This window comes from Burkholderia sp. Ax-1720 (assembly GCF_011753035.1).
GTDB classification, from domain to species: Bacteria; Pseudomonadota; Gammaproteobacteria; order Burkholderiales; family Burkholderiaceae; genus Burkholderia; species Burkholderia gladioli.
In genome coordinates this window covers 1-20,631 of the sequence record NZ_VWWK01000133.1, presented here as the reverse complement: position 1 = coordinate 20,631, position 20,631 = coordinate 1, and the positions used below count along the sequence as shown (strand labels likewise).

Genomic DNA, 20,631 nt, shown 5'->3' with positions numbered 1-20,631 from the left:
AGCCGGCCGGTACCAGGCCCGGCGCGCCGCCGCCCGGCTTCGGCGCGGCGCCCGACTTCGAGACCGCCCGTCCGCCGCCCGCCTCGGCGCAGCCGGCGGCACCACCCGCCTACCTCAAGCAGAGCGATACGCCCTGGTCGGTGTTCGGCCGCATCATCGCGGCGCGCGCCCGGCGCCTGTTTGATCGCGCCGGCCAGCGCATCACGCAGCGCACGCTGCGCATCGGCGTGTCGGCCCGCATCTTCCATCCCGAACCCGGTGCCAGCGGCCTGCGCGGCAAGACGCTTCAATACCTGGAGGAGTCGATCGCGCACTGGGTGATGTCGCGCGACGTGCTGGTGTTCATGATCCCGACGGTCGGCCACCAGGGCATGCTGCACCCGAGCAACATCCGCCTGCGCGACTACGCGAAACATCTGGACGGGCTGCTGCTGCAGGGCGGCGCCGACGTCTCGCCGCAAACCTACGCGGCCTCGGACGCGCGCCCGGAATGGCCCGGCGATCGCGTGCGCGACATGTACGAACTCGAGCTGCTGCACGAGTTCGTCGAGTCGGGCAAGCCGGTGCTCGGCGTGTGCCGCGGCTGCCAGTTGATCAACGTCGCGTTCGGCGGCTCGCTCTACCAGGACATCGCCACCGACGTGCCGACCGCGGGCGTGCACGTCAGCGAGCATTACGACCAGCATCGCCACGCGATTCGCTTCCCCGACAACTCGACGCTGGCCAACATGTTCCCGGGCCGTCGCGATGCCCTGGTCAACTCGATCCACCACCAGGCGATCCGCGATCTCGGCCGCGATCTCAATATCGAGGCGGTGTCGGCCGAGGACGGCATCATCGAGGGCATCCGCTATCGCCGCGCGCCCTTCGTGGTGGGCGTGCAGTGGCATCCGGAGTTCCACCGCGCGGGCGGCGCCGAGCTGCTCGACTGCACGCCGCTGCTCGACACCTTCCTGCGGGCCGCGCGCGAGACACGGCTCTAACGCGACTCAGAAGCGCGGTCGCGAGGCGCGGCGCCGAAGTGTGTTCCCGACCGAGTCGCGCCCGGTCGCGCCGTGCATCTTGCGCCAGGCGGCCGTCCTGCAGTTTCTGCCGGCGGCCGCCTGGCGTTTTCAGGCGATAATCGCGCGTCTTCCCATCCATCAGGAGCCTCAGCTTGAACAAGCGGAGCAAGCTCGCCGGCCTCGGTCGCGCGGCATCGTGGCTGGCGCTGGCCATGATCGTGTCGGCGGCCGGCGTGGCCAGCGCGGCCGACGCGGCGAGCGCCGCATCGGCCGATAACACGGCGGCGCAGGCGCCTGCCGAGCTGCCCCAGGCCGTGCCGGAATCCGCGCCGCCGGTGGCCGGCACGCGCCCCGACGTGACCACCCTGACGCCCGACGACGGCCAGGGCGCGGCCGCCTCGTCCTCGCCGGTGGCGGGCGAGGCGCAAGGCAATGTCGCGGAGCTGATGGGCATGCTGCGCGAGCATCGCCTCACGGAGATGCGCACCACCTACAACGGCAGCTACGGCGCGAGCCTGCTGTTCTATCCGCCCGAGATGACCTATTACGTGGCGCTGTTCCAGGACAAGCATTTCTGGCGCGTCGTCAAATCGCAGGAGCGGCCGCGCGCGGAGATGGTCTACCAGAACTTCGCCGACCAGACCGTGCAGCTATCGGATATCGAGCTGCGCCGCACCGAGCTGGCCGCGCAGAAAACCTTCCTCGAGCGCGTGATCGGCCTGTCCGAGGATCACGCCAAGCGCCTGCAGACCGACCTCGACCTGGCGCGCCAGCAGCGCAGCGAGATCGACGCCCGCCAGCAGGCCGCGCAGGACCAGGCGCAGGCGCTCGAAGTGGAGCAGCGTGCCTCGCGGCTGCAGTTGCGCGATCTCGAACGGCAGGTGCAGCAGCTCCAGCAGCAGAACGAACGCGGCCTGTCGCCTGCCGCGAAATGAGGAATGCGGGCGCCCGCCCGCATCTTTCCTGACAATTTCCTTTCTCCTCAAGCCGCCTTCTTGCTCGATCTGTAATCGATTTGCAAGAAACGTCGCGCTTCTCATCACTTCCCCGCATACCTTGGCGCAGCGAATTGCGCGACACTGCGGTACAGTCGGCGGGCGCCGGTCGGCGGCCCGACGGCCGGCCCCGGTGCGGCGACACCACACGCTGCGCGAGCCTCGCGCGAAAGCCAGATGAGATAACACAATGTCTACAGCGACCCACACCTCCGTCCAGTCGGAATCGAAGGCCAGGACCGTATTCCGCGTGGTCAGCGGCAACTTCCTGGAAATGTATGACTTCATGGTCTATGGCTATTACGCCTCGGCCATCGCCAAGACCTACTTTCCGAGCGGCGACGCGTTCGCCTCGCTGATGCTGGCGCTGTCGGTGTTCGGCGCGGGCTTCCTGATCCGGCCGGTCGGCGCGATCGTGCTGGGCGCCTATATCGACCACCACGGCCGCCGCAAGGGCCTGATCCTGACCCTGGGCCTGATGGCGCTCGGCACGCTGGCGGTGGCCGTCGTGCCCGGCTACAGCACCATCGGCATGCTCGCGCCGATCCTGGTGCTGCTCGGGCGCCTGCTGCAGGGTTTCTCGGCCGGGGTCGAGCTGGGCGGCGTGTCGGTCTACCTGTCCGAGATCGCCACCAAGGGCAACAAGGGTTTCTACACCGCCTGGCAGTCGGGCAGCCAGCAGGTGGCGGTGGTGTTCGCGGCGCTGGTCGGCGTGGTGCTGCACAGCGTGCTGCCGGTCGAGCAGATGACGAGCTGGGGCTGGCGCGTGCCGTTCCTGATCGGCTGCCTGATCGTGCCGTTCCTGTTTTTTGTACGCCGTTCGCTGAAGGAAACCGACGAGTTCCTGGCGCGCCGCCATCGCCCGAGCATGGGCGAGATCATGCAGTCGATGCTGAAGAACTGGGGCGTGGTGCTGGCCGGGATGGGCATGGTGATCATGACCACCGTGTCCTTCTACATGATCACGGCCTATACGCCGACCTTCGGCAAGGAGGAACTGCACCTGTCCTCGATCGACGCGCTGGTGGTGACGGTCTGCGTCGGCCTGTCGAACCTGGTCTGGCTGCCGGTCTGGGGCAGCATCTCGGACCGCATCGGCCGCCGCCCGGTGCTGATCACCTTCACCGTGCTGACCCTGCTGACGGCCTATCCCGCCGTGCAATGGCTGGTGGCCGAGCCGTCCTTCCTGCGCCTGCTGCTGGTCGAGCTGTGGCTGTCCTTCCTGTACGGCTCCTACAACGGCGCGATGGTGGTGGCGCTCACCGAGGTGATGCCGGCCGAGGTGCGCACCGCCGGCTTCTCGCTGGCCTACAGCCTGGCGACCACCATCGGCGGCTTCACGCCGGCGATCTCGACCCTGCTGATCCACGAGACCCACAACAAGGCGGCGCCCGGGCTGTGGCTCGGCGTGGCGGCGATCTGCGGCCTGATCGCGACCCTGGTGCTGTATCGCACGCCGGAATCGCGCAATCAATACAAGGCGGTCTGAGCACGGCGCTGCCGCGGGCAGCGCCGGCGGCACAAGAAAAAGGGAGCGCTTCGGCGCTCCCTTTTGCGTTTGCCGGGCAGGCGGCATGAAGCCGGCCCGCATGCGCCGCTCTAACCGGCCCGGATGCGCGCCGCCACCGCGGCGACCACCGGATCCCAGGCACCCGGCTCGCTCTGGCGGAACAGCTCGGCGCGCGGATACCAGGGGCTGTCCTCGCCGGTGAACCAGCGCCAGTCGGCGGCGAATGCCAGCATCAGCCACAGCGGCTTGCCGAGCGCGCCCGTCAAATGCGCGACGGCCGTGTCGATCGCCACCACGCCGTCGAGCCGGTCGATCAGCGCGGCGGTGGCGGCGAAATCATCGAGCCCTTCGGCGCGATGAAGGCGCGCGCGCTGCGGATGCGTCGCGAGCGCGGCGCGATCCTCGGCCGACAGCTCCGGCTGCAGCACGATCCAGTCGACGCCGGGAATCTCGAACAGCGGCGCGAGCGCGGCGAACGGCGCGGCGCGATTCTCCTGCACCTGCCGCCGCCCCGACCAGACGATGCCGAGCTTGCGCCTGGACTGGCCGCCGAGCGAGCCGCGAAAGCGGCGTCGCGCGTGGTCGGGCACCGACAGATAGGGCGTGCGCGAGGGGATCTCGTCGAAGTCCAGGCCGAGCGCGAAGGGCAGGCTCAGCAGCGAGCAGCCGAGGTCGGCGCCGTGACGGCCTTGCCCGCTCGCCACGACGCCGACGCGCCAAGCCTTGGCCAGCGGCGCGAACAGCGACAGCAGCTCGGGCTGCACCTCGAACACCAATCGCGCGCAGCGCTCGCGCGCCAGCGGCACGAAGCGCGCGAACTGCAGCGTGTCGCCGAAACCCTGTTCGGCACGAACCAGCAGCGTGCGCGCTTCGATCGGCTCGCCATGCCAGCGCGGCTCGCCCGCCGCGGGCGCGCCCGGCAGCGCGTGGCGCGCCTCGTATTCGGGCAGGCCGCGCCGGAAGTCGCGCAACGTCAGCAGGATGACGGCGCGATGCATGCGCGCCAGCGTGTGGTCGGGCGCCAGGCGCAGCGCCTGGTCGAAGGCGCGCAGCGCCAGCTCGTGCGCGCCGAGCGCGTGATGGGCGGTGCCGAGGTTGAGCCAGGCTAGTACCAGTGAGGGATCGAGGCCGACCGCGCGCTCGTAGCGCGCACGTGCCTGGGCATGGCGGCCGAGCGCGGCCAGCGCATTGCCGAGCCCGAGCAGCGCGAGCGGGAAGGCCGGGTGCAGGCCCAGCACCGTCTCGAAGGCCTGCACCGCTTCCTGGTGGCGGCCCACCGCGTCGAGCGTGTTGCCGAGATTGAAATGCGCGGCCGCGAAGCGCGGCTCGGAGGCGATCGCCGCCTGGAAATGCGAGACGGCCTCGTCGGCCTGGCCGAGCGCGGCCAGCGCCATGCCGAGGTTGTTGTGCGCGCCGGCATGGCCCGGTCGCAGCGCCAGCGCGCGGCGGAACGCGGCGAAGGCCGCCTCGTGGCGGCCCAGCGCGTTGAGCGCATTGCCGAGGTTGTTGTGGATCGAGGCATCGCCGGGCGAGAGCCGCAGTGCGCGCTCGAAGGCATCCACCGCATCCTCGTGACGCTCCTGCGCGGCATAGGCATTGCCGAGGTTGTAGTGCGCGAGCGGGAAGTCGGGGGCCAGCGTCAGCGCATTGCGAAAGCGCACGATCGCGTCGTCGATCCGGCCCAGCGCCTTCAGCGCATTGCCGAGATTGAGGTGCAGCGCGGCATCGTTCGGGCGCAGCTCCACCGCGCGGCCGACCAGATCGGCCGCTTCCTGGTTCTGCCCCTGTTGATGACGCAGCACGCCGAACAGATGCAGCGCATCGGCATCGGACGGGTTGGCCGCGAGCGCGGCGCGGTAGTCGCGCTCGGCATCGGCCAGGCGGCCTGCCCGATGCGCCGCGAACGCGCGATCGAAAACGGATTCCATGACGCAAGACTGGCGAGAAAGACGCATTTTCCCACAGCGCGCGTCGGGCCCGTCCATTTGCGCGTGTGCGTCTGGAACGCGTGCGGCGGCGGGCGTAGACTTGGGGACCGTCCTGGATCGCGGAGGTCGAGATGCTTGCCGTCCCGCTGGATATCGCGCCGGTGCTGATCGTCGGCGCCGGGCCCACCGGCCTGGCGGCCGCGCTGTCGCTGGCGAGGGCCAAGCTGCCCGTGCGCATCGTCGACCAGGCCCGCCGGCCGGCCCCGCATTCGCGCGCGATCGGGATCCAGGCGCGCACGCTGGAGCTGTTCGAACAGCACCGCATCGTCGAGCCCTTCCTCGAGCTCGGGCATCGCGCGCGCGTCGCGCACCTGGTATCGGCCGGGCGTCGAATCGCCGAGCTCGATTTCGATCCGCTGCAGACGCGCTACCCCTATCTGCTGATGCTGGAGCAGACCGAGACCGAGCGCATCCTCACCGAGCATCTCGCTTCCTTCGACATCCTGATCGAGCGCGGCGTCAAGCTCACGCGCTGCCGCCAGGAGGGCGAGACATTGCGCGTGCTGCTGGAACACGAGGACGGGCGCGAGGAAACGCTGGCGCCGTCCTGGCTGGTCGCCGCCGACGGCGCGCACAGCACGCTGCGGCACCTGCTGGGCGCGAGCTTCGCCGGCCATGCCTTCGAGCAGACCTTCCTGCTGGCCGACGTCGCGGCCGAGCCGGGCTGGCCCGACGACGAGATCCACCTGCATGCGACGCACGACGGCCTGGCGGGAATGCTGCCGCTGGGGCAGGGGCGCTACCGGATCGTCGCCGATCGGCCGCAGCGGAACACGCAAGCCGCGGAGCGCGAAGGCGACGGGGCACCCGCGACACGGGCTTCGGGCGAGCTCGGCGAGGGCGGTGCAGGCAGCGAGGCGGCGCCCTCGCTCGAAACCTGTCGCGCGCTGGTGCGCGAGCGCATCGATCCGCATCTGGCGATCGACGAGCTGGGCTGGTCGTCCTACTTCCATCTGCACAGCCGCATGGTCGAGCATCTGCGCATCGGCCGCGTGCTGTTCGCCGGCGACGCCGCGCACGTGCACAGCCCGGCCGGCGCGCAGGGCATGAACACGGGCATCCAGGAAGCCTTCAACCTCGGCTGGAAACTCGCGCGCGTGCTGACGGCCGGCGCGCCGGAGCGGCTGCTCGACACCTATCACGCCGAGCGCCATCCGATCGAACGCGAGGTGCTGCGGCAGACCAGCTTCATCACCCAGGTGGTGGAGGCCGATCACGGGCTGCTGAAGCTGCTGCGCGAGCACGTCGTGCCGGTGCTGGCCTCGCTGGGCCCGGTGCGCGATGCGCTGCGCCGCTCGGTCAGCGAACTGGCGGTGCAGTACCGGCGCAGCCCGCTGACGCTCGAACGCGTGCTGGACGGCGGTCCGCGCGCGGGCGAACGCGCGCCCGACGCGCTGCTGCGGGTGCTGGACGGGCCCCTGGGCGGCGCGCCCGGCGTGGCGCGGGTGTTCGACCTGCACGATCCCGCGCACTTCACGCTGCTGCTGCTCGAGGCGGGGCCGGCCGGCGAGGCGGGCGATGCCGGGCAGGCCGGCGACCCGGACGGCAGCCGCCTGGCGCAAGCGCTCGACCGGCTGATGCCGGGCGCGATCCGCACCTGGCGCGTGATCGATACCGACGAGGATGGCGCACCGCCGCTCGACGAGGCCTATGGTCATACGCGGCCCTGTTTCTATTTGATCCGGCCCGACGGTTACCTGGCCGCGCGCGGCCGATCCGCGTCGGATGCCAACGCGCTGCTCAGGCATTGCGAGACTTGGTTCGCGGCGGTCGACCGGCGCGCGTGACGGCGGGAACGGGCGGATCCAAAGAGAAAGGCGCCGACATGCATCTCGCATGTCGGCGCCTTGTCGTATGCGGCCCGTCGAGTCGCGCCGCCTGCCTGCCGCGGCCCGCCTAGACGGCGGGCGAGGCCGCCGGTTCGAGCAGCGCGCGATGCGTGAGCAGCGCCTCCTGCACGATCGGCTCGAGCGAGCGGAACACCTCGCCCTCGGGCTCGTCGAGCACCGCGAGCAGGGTGCGGCGCATGCGCGGCTCCCAGAAGCGCTTGATGTGATCGGCGACGCCGTTCACCGCCTCGCCGCGATCGGGCATCGAGGCGAAGAAGGTGCCGATCTGGTTGGCCATCGTGACCAGGTGTTCGACCTTCATGTCGCGCGCCTCCTCACTTGCCCGAACCGGCCGGCACGGCCGTTTCGCGTTGCTGCAGCAGGCCGATCTGCTCGGTGTTGAAGCGCGAATACTTCTGCTGCCATTCGGACGGCTGCGTGACCGGCAGCACCTGCACCGCCGTGACCTTGTACTCGGGGCAGTTGGTGGCCCAGTCCGAGCTGTCGGTGGTGATCACGTTGGCGCCCGATTCCGGGAAGTGGAAGGTGGTGTAGACCACGCCCGGCTGCATGCGGTCCGACACCAGCGCGCGCAGCACCGTCTGCCCCGCGCGCGACTCGATGCCGACCCAGTCGCCGGTATGGATGCCGCGCTCCTCGGCATCGTGCGGATGGATCTCGAGCCGGTCCTCGTCGTGCCAGTGGACGTTCTCGGTGCGGCGCGTCTGCGCGCCGACGTTGTACTGCGAGAGGATCCGGCCGGTGGTCAGGATCAGCGGATAACGCGCGTTGACCTTCTCCGGCGAGGCCACGAACTGCGTGATCACGAAGCGGCCCTTGCCGCGCACGAAGCCGTCGATGTGCATGGTCGGCGTGCCTTCCGGGGCCGCCTCGTTGCACGGCCACTGGATGCTGCCGAGCTGGTCGAGCTTCTCGTAGGAGACGCCCGAGAAGGTCGGTGTGAGCGCGGCGATCTCGTCCATGATCTCGGACGGATGCGAGTACTGCATCTCGTAGCCGAGCGCCTTCGACAGCAGCAGCGTGACTTCCCAGTCGGCGTAGCCGGCCAGCGGCGGCATCACGCGGCGCACGCGCGAGATGCGGCGCTCGGCGTTGGTGAAGGTGCCGTCCTTCTCGAGGAAGGTCGAGCCCGGCAGCAGCACGTGCGCGTACTTGGCGGTCTCGTTCAGGAAGATGTCCTGCACCACGATGCATTCCATCGAGGACAGCGCGGCCGCCACATGCTGCGTGTTCGGATCCGACTGGACGATGTCCTCGCCCTGGCAGTAGAGGCCCTTGAAGCTGCCGTCGAGCGCCGCGTCGAACATGTTCGGGATGCGCAGGCCCGGTTCGGGCTGCAGCGTCGCCTGCCAGGCCGCCTCGAACTGCGCGCGCACCGTGGTGTCGCTGATATGGCGGTAGCCGGGCAGCTCGTGCGGGAACGAGCCCATGTCGCAGGAGCCCTGCACGTTGTTCTGGCCGCGCAGCGGGTTGACGCCCACGCCTTCGCGGCCGACGTTGCCGGTGGCCATGGCTAGGTTGGCGATGCCCATCACCATGGTCGAGCCCTGCGCGTGCTCGGTCACGCCGAGCCCGTAGTAGATCGCCGCGTTGCCGCCGTTCGCGTAGAGCCGCGCGGCCAGCCGCACCTGCTCGGCCGGCACGCCGGTGATCGCCTGGTTGGCCTCGGGCGAGTTCTCCTCGCGCGCGGCGAAGGCGCGCCATTCGTCGAAGGCGCGCGTCTCGCAGCGCTCGGCGATGAAGGCCTCGTCGAGCAGCCCCTCGGTGACGATCACGTGGGCCAGCGAATTGATCATCGCGACATTGGTGCCGGGGCGCAGTTGCAGGTGATGCGCGGCCTTCACGTGCGCGCTGTCGACGATGTCGATGCGGCGCGGGTCGATCACCACCAGCTTGGCGCCTTCGCGCACGCGGCGCTTCAGGCGCGAGCCGAACACCGGGTGGCCGTCGGTGGGGTTCGCGCCGATCACCACGATCACGTCGGCCTTCGCGACCGAGGCGAAGGTCTGGGTGCCGGCCGATTCGCCGAGCGTGGTCTTGAGGCCGTAACCGGTCGGCGAGTGGCATACGCGCGCGCAGGTGTCGACGTTGTTGTTGCCGAACGCGGCGCGCACCAGCTTCTGCACCAGGTAGGTTTCCTCGTTGGTGCAGCGCGAGGAGGTGATGCCGCCGATCGAGTCGCGGCCGTACTTGTCCTGCAGCTTGCGGAACTGCGAGGCGGCGTAGTTCAGTGCCTCGTCCCAGCTCACCTCGCGCCACGGGTCGGTGATCTTCTCGCGGATCATCGGCTTGGTGATGCGGTCCTTGTGGGTGGCGTAGCCCCAGGCGAAGCGGCCCTTCACGCAGGCATGGCCCTCGTTGGCCAGGCCGTTCTTGTGGGGCGTCATGCGCACCACCTGCGAGCCCTTCATCTCGGCCTTGAACGAGCAGCCCACGCCGCAGTAGGCGCAGGTCGTGATCACCGAGTGCTCGGCCTGGCCCATGAAGCTGACGGTCTTTTCCTGCAGCGTCGCGGTCGGGCAGGCCGCCACGCAGGCGCCGCAGGACACGCATTCCGATTCCATGAAGCTGCCGCTCTCGCCGGCGGCCACGCGCGATTCGAAGCCGCGCCCGGCGATCGTCAGCGCGAAGGTGCCCTGGGTTTCCTCGCAGGCGCGCACGCAGCGGTTGCAGACGATGCACTTGGACGGGTCGTAGCTGAAGTAGGGGTTCGACTCGTCCTTCTTCGCCTTCAGGTGGTTGTCGCCCTCGAAGCCGTAGCGCACCTCGCGCAGGCCGACCACGCCGGCCATGTCCTGCAGCTCGCAATCGCCGTTGGCGGGGCAGGTCAGGCAGTCGAGCGGGTGATCGGAGATGTAGAGCTCCATCACGTTGCGGCGCAGGCCCTGCAGCCGATCGCTCTGGGTGCGCACCTTCATGCCGGCTTCGACCGGCGTGGTGCAGGAGGCCGGCGTGCCGCGCCTGCCCTCGATCTCGACCAGGCACAGCCGGCACGAGCCGAAGGGTTCGAGCGAATCGGTGGCGCACAGCTTGGGCACGTGCACGCCGGCTTCCACCGCCGCGCGCATCACCGAGGTGCCGGCCGGCACGGTCACCGACTGGCCGTCGATCTCGAGCGTGACGTCGGTGTCGGCGTGGCGGAACGGGGTGCCGTAGTCGGTGTCGTCGAAGGGATCGCGTCGCGCTTGCGCGGCGCTCTTGCAGGCGCAGTTGCCGGAGCCGCAGCCGCCGGCGCGCGAGGAATCGAATGCTTGGGTGGACATCGCTTGTCTCCTGTCAGGCCGCGGCTTTGGCTGCCGCATGGGCGCCGCCGAGTCCGAAATCTTCCGGGAAGTGGTCGAGCGCTGAGAGCACCGGGTACGGCGTCATGCCGCCCATCGCGCACAGCGAGCCGGCCATCATGGTGTCGCAGAGGTCGCGCAGCAGGTGCACCTGCCGCTCGGAGGTGTCGCCGGCGCGGATCCGGGCGATGGTCTCGACGCCGCGCGTCGAACCGATCCGGCACGGGGTGCACTTGCCGCAGGACTCGTGCACGCAGAACTGCATTGCGTATTCGGCGAGCTCGGCGAGGTTGGAGCTGTCGTCGTGCAGCACGATGCCGCCGTGCCCGACCACCGCGCCGACCGCGGCATAGGCCTCGTAGTCGAGCGGGATGTCCCACTGGCTGTCCGGCAGGTAGGTGCCGAGCGGGCCGCCCACCTGGGCGGCGCGCGCCGGCCGGCCGCTGGCGGTGCCGCCGCCGAACTCGAACAGCAGCTCGCGCAGCGTGACGCCGAACGCGAGCTCGACCAGGCCGCCCTGGCGGATGTTGCCCGCCAGCTGGAACGGCAGGGTGCCGCGCGAGCGGCCCATGCCGTAGTCGCGGTAGAACTGGGCGCCGCGCGCGAAGATGATCGGCGCGGTGGCCAGCGTGATGACGTTGTTGATCACGGTGGGCTGGCCGTGCAGGCCCTGCAGCGCGGGCAGCGGCGGCTTGGCGCGCACCACGCCGCGCTTGCCTTCCAGCGATTCGAGCAGGGCCGTTTCCTCGCCGCAGACATAGGCGCCGGCGCCCTTGGCGACGAACAGCTCGAAGGCGCGGCCCGAGCCGAGCACGTCGGCGCCGAGCCAGCCGGCCGCGCGGGCGCGCTCGATCGCCTGGTTCAGCGCGGCGATCGCATGCGGGTATTCGCTGCGCACGTAGATATGGCCTTGCGTGGCGCCCGTCACCACGCCGGCGATGATCATGCCTTCGATCAGGCAGTAGGGATCGCTCTCCATGACCAGGCGGTCGGAGAAGGTGCCCGAGTCGCCCTCGTCGGCATTGCAGACCACGTACTTCTGCGTCGCCTGCGCCTGGCGCACGGTGCGCCACTTGATGCCGGCCGGGAACGCGGCGCCGCCGCGTCCGCGCAGGCCCGATTCGATCAGTTCCTCGCAGGCCGCGGCGCCGTCCAGCGTGAGCGCGCGGCGCAGCCCTTCCAGGCCGCCGTGCGCGAGGTAGTCGTCGATCGACAGCGGATCGGTGATGCCGATGCGCGCGAAGGTCAGCCGCTGCTGCTTCTTCAGGTAGGGCAGTTCATCGACCAGGCCGACGCGCGACGGGTGTTCGCCGCCCTCGAGCCAGCCGGCGTCGAACAGCGCGCCGACCTGGGCCGCGTCGAGATTCGCGTAGCCGACGCGGCCGGCCGGCGTGGCCACCTCGACCAGCGGCTCCAGCCAGAGCAGGCCGCGCGAGCCATTGCGGACCAGCTCGATCGCCAGGCCGCGCGCGGCGGCCTCGGCCGTGATGGCACGCGCCAGCGCCTCGGCGCCGACGGCCAGCGCGGCCGAATCGCGGGGGACGTAAATGCGGACTGCGGCCTGGCTCATGCGGGCTCCTTGAGATCGGCCGCGGCGAGCAGCGCATCGAAACGCGCCGCTGTCATGCGCGCGTGAGGTTCACCATTGATCATCGCGGATGGGGACTGCGCGCAGAAGCCGAGGCAGTAGACCGATTCCAGTTCGACATCGCCTTGCGCGCCCTGGTCGATGCGGCAGCCGGTGCGCGCCTGCGCGTGCTCGACCAGCGCTTCGCCGCCGAGGCTGCGGCAGGCTTCGGCGCGGCACAGCTGGATCGTCACGCGCGCGGGCGGGGTGGTGCGGAAGTGGTGGTAGTAGGTCAACACGCCATGGACTTCGGCGCGCGACAGGTTCAAGGTCTTGGCCAACAAGGGCACGCAGCCCTCGGGCACGTAGCCGGCTTCGTCCTGGATCGCGTGCAGGATCGCGACCAGCGATTGATCGGCGCGCGCGTGGCGGGATACCAGCGCGTCCGCTGAAACGGGGGATGGGGACATCCTGAGCTCCTCCAGGTCTATATGCACGGCTACTGCATATAACCGGGCACTGACACTGCTGTTTGATCGAGTGTTGAAGACGATAAGCCGTTAGAATTCAGGTCGCAATAAGAAATGAGGCTGCATAAATGATTCGAGTCGAATGCGACGCACATCTGATCGTGCGCGACAGCGAAGGGCGCACGGCGAGCCTGTCCGATGTGGTGCCGTTGCTCGAGCTGGTCGCGACCACCGGCAGCATCGCGCAGGCCGCGGAGGCCAAGGGGCTGTCCTACCGGCACGCCTGGGGCCTGCTGCGGGCGCTGGAAGCCTGCGTCGGCGGCGCGCTGATCGAGACCGCGCGCGGCAAGGGCACCTCGCTCTCGGAGCTGGGCGCGGCCGTGATCGGCGCGCAGCGGCTGGTGGGCGAGCGGCTGGGCGGCAATCTGCGGGCGCTGGCGGCCGAGGTGGCCAGCGAGCTGAACCGCCGGCTGACCCAGCATCCCGGCGCGCTGCGGATCCACGCCTCGCACGGCTACGCGGTGGCGGCCCTGGTGTCGGCCCTGGTGGACGGGCATGCCCAGGTCGACATCAAGTACCGCGAGAGCGTGGAGGCCGTGAAGGCATTGGCGCGCGGCGAATGCGACATGGCGGGCTTCCACCTGCCGCGCGGCGCGTTCCGCGCCAATTGCGCGCAGATCTACCGGCCCTGGCTCGACGACACGCGCCACGTGCTGATCCACCTGACGCGGCGCAAACAGGGCCTGTTCATCCCGCGCGGCAATCCCAAGGGCGTGGTGGGGCTGGCCGACCTGGCGCGCGAGGACGTGCGCTTCGTCAACCGCCAGCCCGGTTCCGGCACGCGCATGCTGCTCGACCTGGCGTTGCGCGAGATCGGCGTCGATCCCGAGCGGATCAACGGTTATGCCTCGGCCGAGCTGACCCATTCGGCGATCGCGGCCTTCGTGGCCAGCGGGATGGCCGATCTGGGCTTCGGCGTCGAGCCGGCCGCGCATCACTTCGGGCTGGCCTTCATCCCGGTGGTCGACGAGGACTATTACTTCGCCTGCGAGCAGGGGCGGCTCGGCGAACCGCCGCTGGCGGGCGCGCTGTCGCTGCTGCGCGACGAACCCTATCGAGAGACGGTGGCGGGGCTCGACGGCTACGATCCCGCCGCCTGCGGCACGCTGCTGTCGGTGGCGGACGGCCTGTCGGGCATCACGGCGGTTTGAGCGGGGCGAGAGAGCGTCAGGGGGACGGGAATTCGCCTGTCCCCCGAAACCGCCGGTAACGCGAGGCAAGCCGTGGCCAATGCAAGCGGCGCGCATTTGCGCTACGCTTTTCGTTTAGCCAACAATTCCAGCCATCGCGCCGCGACACGGCGCCAGACGTCATGAAACTCCTCGCCAATCTTGCCGCCGTGGGCCTCACGGTCGGCGTGCTGTCCGCCGTCGCCTCGGTGTCCTTCGCGCAGAATGCGCCGGGCGTGCCGGGCGGCATCCTGACCGACCAGTTCAAGTTCAACGAGCATCCGCAGATGCAGTTCGCGGCCTCGGCGCCGTCGAAGAAGTACCAGACCGGCAAGCGCACGGAAGCCCGTAAGAAGGGCGACCTGGGCGATCCGGACGGCTGCAACCTGCAGTGTCCGCAGGACAACTGATCCCGCCGTCACTGTCGGATCGAGGCACGGCCCCTTGCGGGCCGCGCGCATCTCGCGCAAGGAGGAAGGCGCCGCCGCCGGCGTCTTGCTCGATCTTCCCGTCTGTTTGTCCTTTCCCCGCGTTCGTCTTCCCGCGGGTTCCCCGCATTAATTTTCCACGTTAATTCCCCATTCTTGCCTGATTCACGATGGGGCACGGCTGCCTGCGTCCGGCTCAGGCCAGCTCGCCGGCCGCGTCCGCGAACACTTCCCCGAGATGATCGGCGACGGTTCGCGTCGGCAGGTCCTTGCGGGCCTCGCGCCGCGTCAGCAGCCAGATCTCGCGTGCCGGCGGCGCATGGGCCAGCCGGCACGGCACCAGCGCCGGATCGGCGCGGCCGATGAAATTCGGCAGCAGGGCGACGCCCGCGCCCGCGCCGGCCGCGCTGGCCTGTGCCAGGTAGCTGCCGCCGCGCAGCGCCAGCCGGGCCTTCGGGAAATGCCGGGCGAGCCAGGCCGCCTCCGGCAGGTGCGCATTGGCCTCGTCGAAGCCGACGAACACCGGCGCGCCGCCGGCCGCGAGCCCGGCAGCCAGCGACGGCGCGGCGAACAGCCCGTAGCCCAGGATCGCAACGCAGCGGGCCAGCACGTCGCCGTCCTCGGGCCGCCCGAAGCGCAGCGCGATGTCGGTTTCGCGCCGCTCCAGGCTGACCACCCGGAAGTCCGAGGCGAGATCGATATCGAGCGAGGGATGACGGGCGGTCAGCGTCGCCAGCCGCGCGATCAGGAAGTGCTGGGCCAGGCTGGGCGGCGCGTTGATCCGCACCAGGCCGCGCGGGCTGTCGTCGGGGCCGCCGCGGCCCAGTTGCGCGGCGGCGGCTTCCATCTCGCTGGCCGAGCCGAGCGTGCGGGTGCCGGCCGGCGTCAGCACGTAGCCGTCGGGGCGGCGCTCGACCAGCCGTTCGCCCAGCGCCTGTTCGAGCGACTGGATGCGCCGCGAGATGGTGGCATGCGACACCGACAGGGCTCGTGCCGCCGCCGACAGGCTGCCGTGACGCGCCAGCGCGACGAACACGCGGATGTCTTCCCAGTCGGGCGTTGTACGAATTTGATCAGCCATTGTCGAGAGTTGGGGAATTTTCGAACATGGAACGGCAGCCTAGCATGGCTTCCTCCACCAACCGAACAGGAAACCCGCGATGAAGGCTCCAGACCTGACCCTGACGCTGATCGGCGGCCCGACGGTGCTGATCGAATACGACGGCATGCGCCTGCTGACCGATCCGACCTTCGATCCGCCCGGGCTCTACCAGGAGCAGCCGGTTCGCTTCGAGAAGACCACCGGGCCGGCCTTGTCGGTCGAGGAGATCGGTGCGCTCGACGCGGTGCTGCTCAGCCACGACCACCATTTCGACAATCTCGACCATGCCGGCCGCGCCATGCTGCCGCGCGTGCCGCTGGTCTACACGACGCAGGCCGGGGCGCGGCGGCTGGGCGGCAATGCGCTCGGTCTCGCGCCCTTCGAGACGCGCACGCTGCCGACGCGCGACGGCCGGCGCCTGCTGGTCACGGCGACCCCGGCGCGCCACGGGCCGGTCGGCATCGAGCCGTATTCGGGCGACGTGATCGGCTTCGCGCTCGGCATCGATGAGCCGGGCGACCTGGTCTACGTGACGGGCGACACCGTCTGGTATCAGGGCACGGCGGAAGTCGCGCGGCGCTGCTCGCCGCGCGTGGTGGTGCTGTTCACGGGGGCGGCCGAGCCTCGCGGGCGTTTCCACATGACGATGGGCAGCGAGGATGCGCTCGAGGCGGCGCAGGCGTTTCCCGAGGCGCGGCTGGTCGCCGTCCACAACGAAGGCTGGGTGCATCTCAAGGAGACCCAGGCCCAGCTCGAGGACAGCTTCGCCAAGCTCGGCGCGGGCGGGCGCCTCACCGCGCTGGAGCGGGGCCAGCCCTTGCGGATTGGCGAACGCGGCGAGTGAGGATCCGGCCCCTTGCACGTCGGGAGGTCGCGCGGCGCGAATTTTCATCGCCTGCTTCGGATCGGCGTACATCGTTTCCGCCGGCACGGCCTCGCCGAGCTGCTCGCCTTTAGGCTTGGTGAATCTCACCTTCCCCGGGGTTCGACATGTCCCTTGCGATCGGCAACGTGAATGGCAGCAACGGCATCGACGCGCTCGGCGGCGCCAACGGCGCGCAAAGCCAGTTGATCCAGTTGCTGCAGCAGCTCGACAACGCCATCCACCAGCTGCTGGCGCGGATGAGCTCCGATGACGACAACAAGGTCGGCGGGGCATCGGGCGCGGGTGGTGGCGGTTCGCCCGGTTCGTTCCCGCAGCTCGCCGCCGATCCTTCGGGCGCGGCGGGCGGCGGCGGTGCGCCGGCGGCCGCGACGCCTGCCACGGCGACCCCGTCTGCCGCGGCAGCAGCGCCGGCCGGCGCCGATGCGAGCGCGTCCGGCGGCGGTCCCGCCCCCGGCGCTGCAGGGCTCGGCAATAATGCCGGCGGCGTGCCGCAAGCGGCCGCCAGCAACGGCGTGAGCCCCGATTCGGTGAAGGTGGTGAACACCGGCACCGGCAACGACAAGACCTTCAACGTCACCAACGACACGAATCGCCCCGAGTCCTTCACCTATTCGGTGCAGGGACAGAACAAGGGGACCATCACGCTGCAGCCGGGGCAGACGGGGACCTTCGTGGCCGGCTCGGGCGATATCGGCGTGCGGATCTCGCCGTCGGACGCGAGCGGCAACACGCATCCCGACGAGGTGCTGTACGAGGACGGCGGCGCCGACAACGGCCAGCCCGGCGGTGCCGGCAATCCCGATATCAGCAAGGTGGACGGCAACAAGGATTTCGGCGGCAACGCGACCAACATGACGGTCACGCTGTCGGACGGCAAGAGCGCCGGCGACGGCGATGCGATCCACGCCTATGCGTATTCGACCGACGATGCCGCCTCGATGGGCCTGGCGGGCGACCCCAGCAAGACCGCGAACATCGTGCTGTCCGACGCATCCTGACGGCAGCCTGCGCCGGCGAACCGGCCGGCCGCGTTTCTCGACCCCGCCGGCGTGCCCGGCGGGGTTTTCTTTTTCCGGCCAGGCGCTTCGATCCGGGCCGCGACGCGCGAGGCGGCTCGACGGTGGCCGCGCGGTGCCCTCGTCGACGGTTTGGCCGATGGCGCCCCGATCCGCGTGCCGCGGTCGAACCCGAGCGCGGCGGGCATGCATCTGGCTAAGGCATGATGAGCGTGTCCGAAACCGTCGCGTCCGCGCTGCCCACCCAGGCGGTGCGGCGGCGCCGGCGCACCGGGCCCGTGAACCGCAAGCGGCAGCACCGCCGGACGGCGCCTCCGGCCCATGCCTGGGCCCGTTGCGCCCGATTCGCGCCTGCCGTCCCCGCAACCCGACGAAGGGAGTGGCGTGGATTCATCCTCCGACCTGATCGTCGCCCGCCCCGAGGGCCTGTACTGCCCGGCCGGCGATTTTTACATCGACCCCTGGCGCACGGTCGAGCGCGCCGTGATCACGCATGCGCATGCCGACCACGCGCGCCCCGGGCATGGCCGATATCTCGCCGCCCGGCCCGGTGTCGGCGTGCTGCGCTCGCGGCTGCCGCAGGCTCAGGTGCAGGCCCTGCCGTATGGCGAAGCGATCGCGCTCGGCGATGCACGCGTGTCGCTGCATCCCGCCGGCCATGTGCTGGGCTCGGCGCAGGTGCGCGTCGAGCATGCCGGCCGGGTCTGGGTCGCTTCGGGCGACTACAAGCTGGAGCCGGATCCGACCTGCGCGCCGTTCGAGCCGGTGCGCTGCGACACCTTCATCACCGAGTCCACCTTCGGCCTGCCGATCTATCGCTGGGAGCCGACCGCGACGATCCTCGCCGGCATCGACGCGTGGTGGCGCCACAACGCGGCCGAAGGCCGGGCCTCGGTGCTGTTCTGCTATGCGTTCGGCAAGGCGCAGCGCGTGCTGGCCGGCATCGATCGCGGCATTGGCCCGATCTTCTGCCACGGCGCGGTCGAACCGCTCAATCGCGCGTACCGGGAGGCGGGCGTCGATCTGCCCGATACGCGCCTGGTCGCCGAGGTGCCCGCGCGCGACAAGGCCGCGTTTCGCGGCGCGCTGATCATCGCGCCGCCGTCAGCGCAGGGCAGCGCCTGGATGCGCCGTTTCGGCGACTACAGCGATGCCTTCGCCTCCGGCTGGATGCGCTTGCGCGGCACGCGACGCCGGCGCGGCGTCGATCGCGGCTTCGTGCTCTCGGATCACGCGGATTGGCCGGGGCTGCTGCAGGCGATCGACGCGACGGGCGCCGCTCGCGTGATCGTCACGCATGGACAGGTCGAGCCGATGGTGCGCTGGCTCAATGAACACGGCAAGCAGGCGGGCGCGTTCGCGACCGAGTACGGCGACGAGGCCGATGAAGGCGCACCCGCGCCGGAGGCGGCGTCGGATGCCGCGCCGAGCGCGGCGGTGGGCGCGGCATCCGATACGTCGCCCTCGCGGCGGACGCCGCCGTCGACCCCGGACGCCGGCGAGCACGAGAGCGCGGAGCCCCGACGATGAAACGATTCGCGGCCCTGTATGCGGCGCTTGATGCGACCACCTCGACCCAGGTGAAGCTCGAGGCGCTGGTCGCCTATTTCTCGGCGACCGAACCCGAGGACGCCGCCTGGGCCTCCTATTTCCTCGCCGGCGGCAAGCCGCGCCAGTCGGTGCCGACCCGCCTGCTCGCGCAATGCGCGCGCGATCGCGCCGGGCTGCCCGACTGGCTGTTCGAGGAGTCGTACCAGGCGGTCGGCGACCTGGCCGAGACCATCGCGCACGTGCTGCCGCCCGCCACGCGCGCCTCGTCATTGGGCCTCGCGCAATGGATCGAGACGCGCGTGCTGACGCTGCGCGGCAGCGAGCCCGAGGTCCTGCGCGAGCGCCTGGTCGGCTACTGGGACGAGCTGGACTGGAGCGAGCGTTTCCTGCTGACCAAGCTGATCGGCGGCGGATTTCGCGTCGGCGTGTCGCGTCAACTGGTGGTGCGCGCGCTGGCGGCCGTCGCGGGCGTCGATCACAAGCGCATCGCGCAGCGCATGGTCGGCTGGACCGATTCCCGCCAGGCGCCCGACGCCGCGCGCTATCTGCGGCTGATCGCGGCCGAGCCGCAGGGCGATGCCGGCGCCGTCACTGCCGCCACCGCCGCCATGCACGAGAGCGATCTCGGGCTGCCCTATCCGTTCTTCCTGGCGCATCCGTTGCAGGCCGATCCGGCCACGCTCGGCCCGATCGGCGACTGGCTGGTGGAATGGAAATGGGATGGCATTCGCGCGCAACTGGTGAAGCGCGCCGGGCGCGTGTGGATCTGGTCGCGCGGCGAGGACCTGCTGACCGAGCGCTTTCCGGAGCTGGCGGCGCTCGGCGAGGCCTTGCCCGACGGCACCGTGGTCGACGGCGAAATCCTTGCCTGGGAGCCGGGAGCCGACACGCCGCTGCCGTTCGCGAGGCTGCAGCCGCGCATCACGCGCAAGTCGCTCAGCAAGCGCGTGCTCGCCGATTCGCCGGCCGCGTTGCGCGCCTACGACCTGCTCGAGGAGGGCGGCCGCGACCTGCGCACCGAACCGCTCGCGCGGCGTCGCGCGCGGCTGGAGGCGCTGGCCGAAGCCTTGCCGGCCGGCGAGGCCGGCGTGGTGCTGCGCGTCTCGCCGCTGGTCGAGGCGGCGGACTGGCCGGCGCTGGCGGCACTGCGCGAGCAGAGCCGCGCGCGCGGCGTCGAGGGACTGATGCTGAAGCAGCGTGCCTCGATGTACGGCGTCGGGCGCACCAAGGCCGCTGGTACCTGGTGGAAGTGGAAGATCGATCCCTACGCGATCGACGCGGTGCTGTTGTACGCGCAGCGCGGCCATGGCCGGCGCGCGAGCCTGTACACGGACTTCACCTTCGCGGTGTGGGACGAGGTGGACGGCGTGCGCACCCTGGTGCCGTTCGCCAAGGCGTATTCGGGGCTGACCGACGAGGAGATGCGCCAGGTCGACGCCATCGTGCGGCGTACCACGATCGAGAAGTTCGGCCCGGTGCGCAGCGTGACGCCGAGCCTGGTGTTCGAGATCGGTTTCGAGGGCATCCAGGCCAGCCCGCGGCACAAATCGGGAATCGCGGTGCGTTTCCCGCGCATGCTGCGCTGGCGCACCGACAAATCGATCGAGGACGCGGACACGCTGGCGATGCTGAAGGGCTTCCTGGACGAGGCGCCGGCATGAGCGCGGCGCGGCCGGCGGCGCGACGGCGCGATCGGCGCGAGGCAGGGGCGCTCGACGATGGTGTCGACGCCGATCCCGCCGACGGCCCGGCAA

General features: G+C 70.4%; 16 protein-coding genes. 10 read left to right on the top strand and 6 right to left on the bottom strand.

The window, feature by feature from the left end; all coding sequences use genetic code 11:
- The 3 genes from F3J18_RS27190 to F3J18_RS27180 form a co-directional block, all read left to right on the top strand.
- The coding region (locus tag F3J18_RS27190) for a type 1 glutamine amidotransferase (RefSeq protein ID WP_166915230.1) at positions 1-983 on the top strand (983 nt) is incomplete at its 5' end.
- A 233-nt stretch (positions 984-1,216) separates the two neighbouring features.
- Positions 1,217-1,939, top strand: a complete 723-nt coding sequence (locus F3J18_RS27185; protein WP_152554491.1) for a DUF2968 domain-containing protein — start codon at positions 1,217-1,219, stop codon at positions 1,937-1,939.
- 250 nt (positions 1,940-2,189) lie between these two features.
- Positions 2,190-3,488: an MFS transporter gene (locus tag F3J18_RS27180; protein ID WP_025100592.1), complete on the top strand. Its 1,299-nt coding sequence runs from the start codon at positions 2,190-2,192 to the stop codon at positions 3,486-3,488.
- A gap of 110 nt (positions 3,489-3,598) precedes the next feature.
- On the opposite strand, the gene F3J18_RS27175 is transcribed toward F3J18_RS27180, so the two are convergent.
- Positions 3,599-5,437: a tetratricopeptide repeat protein gene (locus F3J18_RS27175; protein WP_166915228.1), complete on the bottom strand. Its 1,839-nt coding sequence runs from the start codon at positions 5,435-5,437 to the stop codon at positions 3,599-3,601.
- Between the two features lie 131 nt (positions 5,438-5,568).
- Here F3J18_RS27175 and F3J18_RS27170 point away from each other — a divergent pair, with 131 nt between their 5' ends.
- Positions 5,569-7,284 carry an FAD-dependent monooxygenase gene (locus F3J18_RS27170; RefSeq protein ID WP_166915226.1) on the top strand — a complete coding sequence of 572 codons (1,716 nt, stop codon included), beginning with the start codon at positions 5,569-5,571 and terminating at the stop codon, positions 7,282-7,284.
- Positions 7,285-7,393: 109 nt separating this feature from the next.
- Here the strand turns inward: F3J18_RS27170 and F3J18_RS27165 are convergent, their stop codons facing one another.
- Genes F3J18_RS27165 through F3J18_RS27150 form a run of 4 tightly spaced genes read right to left on the bottom strand, consistent with a single transcriptional unit; the run spans position 7,394 to position 12,665 of the window.
- Complete coding sequence (locus tag F3J18_RS27165; RefSeq protein WP_025100595.1) at positions 7,394-7,648, bottom strand: formate dehydrogenase subunit delta; 255 nt, start codon at positions 7,646-7,648, stop codon at positions 7,394-7,396.
- A 13-nt stretch (positions 7,649-7,661) separates the two neighbouring features.
- Entirely contained in the window at positions 7,662-10,610 is a 2,949-nt protein-coding gene (fdhF, locus tag F3J18_RS27160) for a formate dehydrogenase subunit alpha (protein WP_025100596.1), read from the bottom strand.
- Positions 10,611-10,623: 13 nt separating this feature from the next.
- Positions 10,624-12,198 (bottom strand): formate dehydrogenase beta subunit, encoded by a 1,575-nt coding sequence (locus F3J18_RS27155; protein WP_166915224.1) that lies wholly within the window; start codon positions 12,196-12,198, stop codon positions 10,624-10,626.
- Positions 12,195-12,665: an NAD(P)H-dependent oxidoreductase subunit E gene (locus F3J18_RS27150; RefSeq protein ID WP_017921565.1), complete on the bottom strand. Its 471-nt coding sequence runs from the start codon at positions 12,663-12,665 to the stop codon at positions 12,195-12,197. The genes F3J18_RS27155 and F3J18_RS27150 overlap by 4 nt, the downstream gene beginning before the upstream one ends.
- A 128-nt stretch (positions 12,666-12,793) precedes the next feature.
- Between F3J18_RS27150 and F3J18_RS27145 the strand changes: the two genes are divergently transcribed.
- Together F3J18_RS27145 and F3J18_RS27140 are read left to right on the top strand one after the other, a co-directional pair.
- Positions 12,794-13,876 carry a substrate-binding domain-containing protein gene (locus tag F3J18_RS27145; protein WP_025100599.1) on the top strand — a complete coding sequence of 361 codons (1,083 nt, stop codon included), beginning with the start codon at positions 12,794-12,796 and terminating at the stop codon, positions 13,874-13,876.
- 161 nt (positions 13,877-14,037) lie between these two features.
- Positions 14,038-14,304: a hypothetical protein gene (locus F3J18_RS27140; RefSeq protein WP_013696982.1), complete on the top strand. Its 267-nt coding sequence runs from the start codon at positions 14,038-14,040 to the stop codon at positions 14,302-14,304.
- A 214-nt stretch (positions 14,305-14,518) separates the two neighbouring features.
- Here the strand turns inward: F3J18_RS27140 and F3J18_RS27135 are convergent, their stop codons facing one another.
- On the bottom strand, positions 14,519-15,403 hold the full coding sequence (locus F3J18_RS27135; RefSeq protein WP_166915222.1) for a LysR family transcriptional regulator: 885 nt from the start codon (positions 15,401-15,403) through the stop codon (positions 14,519-14,521).
- 79 nt (positions 15,404-15,482) lie between these two features.
- Here F3J18_RS27135 and F3J18_RS27130 point away from each other — a divergent pair, with 79 nt between their 5' ends.
- The 4 genes from F3J18_RS27130 (at position 15,483) to F3J18_RS27115 (ending at position 20,538) form a co-directional block, all read left to right on the top strand.
- Positions 15,483-16,268: an MBL fold metallo-hydrolase gene (locus F3J18_RS27130; RefSeq protein ID WP_036037615.1), complete on the top strand. Its 786-nt coding sequence runs from the start codon at positions 15,483-15,485 to the stop codon at positions 16,266-16,268.
- Positions 16,269-16,414: 146 nt separating this feature from the next.
- On the top strand, positions 16,415-17,308 hold the full coding sequence (locus F3J18_RS27125; protein ID WP_166915220.1) for a hypothetical protein: 894 nt from the start codon (positions 16,415-16,417) through the stop codon (positions 17,306-17,308).
- 402 nt (positions 17,309-17,710) lie between these two features.
- The gene (locus F3J18_RS27120; protein ID WP_166915218.1) at positions 17,711-18,856 is read left to right on the top strand and encodes a ligase-associated DNA damage response exonuclease; all 1,146 of its coding nucleotides are present in this window, start codon (positions 17,711-17,713) and stop codon (positions 18,854-18,856) included.
- Positions 18,853-20,538 carry an ATP-dependent DNA ligase gene (locus F3J18_RS27115; RefSeq protein WP_166915216.1) on the top strand — a complete coding sequence of 562 codons (1,686 nt, stop codon included), beginning with the start codon at positions 18,853-18,855 and terminating at the stop codon, positions 20,536-20,538. The genes F3J18_RS27120 and F3J18_RS27115 overlap by 4 nt, the downstream gene beginning before the upstream one ends.
- The last annotated feature ends 93 nt before the right edge of the window (positions 20,539-20,631 follow it).

Excerpts from the sequence above, each read along its gene's own strand:
- F3J18_RS27185 (WP_152554491.1), top strand. The coding sequence starts at position 1,217 with ATGATCGTGTCGGCGGCCGGCGTGGCCAGCGCGGCCGACGCGGCGAGC.
- F3J18_RS27180 (WP_025100592.1), top strand. The coding sequence starts at position 2,190 with ATGTCTACAGCGACCCACACCTCCGTCCAGTCGGAATCGAAGGCCAGG.
- F3J18_RS27175 (WP_166915228.1), bottom strand. The coding sequence starts at position 5,437 with ATGGAATCCGTTTTCGATCGCGCGTTCGCGGCGCATCGGGCAGGCCGC.
- F3J18_RS27170 (WP_166915226.1), top strand. The coding sequence starts at position 5,569 with ATGCTTGCCGTCCCGCTGGATATCGCGCCGGTGCTGATCGTCGGCGCC.
- F3J18_RS27165 (WP_025100595.1), bottom strand. The coding sequence starts at position 7,648 with ATGAAGGTCGAACACCTGGTCACGATGGCCAACCAGATCGGCACCTTC.
- fdhF (WP_025100596.1), bottom strand. The coding sequence starts at position 10,610 with ATGTCCACCCAAGCATTCGATTCCTCGCGCGCCGGCGGCTGCGGCTCC.
- F3J18_RS27155 (WP_166915224.1), bottom strand. The coding sequence starts at position 12,198 with ATGAGCCAGGCCGCAGTCCGCATTTACGTCCCCCGCGATTCGGCCGCG.
- F3J18_RS27150 (WP_017921565.1), bottom strand. The coding sequence starts at position 12,665 with ATGTCCCCATCCCCCGTTTCAGCGGACGCGCTGGTATCCCGCCACGCG.
- F3J18_RS27145 (WP_025100599.1), top strand. The coding sequence starts at position 12,794 with ATGATTCGAGTCGAATGCGACGCACATCTGATCGTGCGCGACAGCGAA.
- F3J18_RS27140 (WP_013696982.1), top strand. The coding sequence starts at position 14,038 with ATGAAACTCCTCGCCAATCTTGCCGCCGTGGGCCTCACGGTCGGCGTG.
- F3J18_RS27135 (WP_166915222.1), bottom strand. The coding sequence starts at position 15,403 with ATGGCTGATCAAATTCGTACAACGCCCGACTGGGAAGACATCCGCGTG.
- F3J18_RS27130 (WP_036037615.1), top strand. The coding sequence starts at position 15,483 with ATGAAGGCTCCAGACCTGACCCTGACGCTGATCGGCGGCCCGACGGTG.
- F3J18_RS27125 (WP_166915220.1), top strand. The coding sequence starts at position 16,415 with ATGTCCCTTGCGATCGGCAACGTGAATGGCAGCAACGGCATCGACGCG.
- F3J18_RS27115 (WP_166915216.1), top strand. The coding sequence starts at position 18,853 with ATGAAACGATTCGCGGCCCTGTATGCGGCGCTTGATGCGACCACCTCG.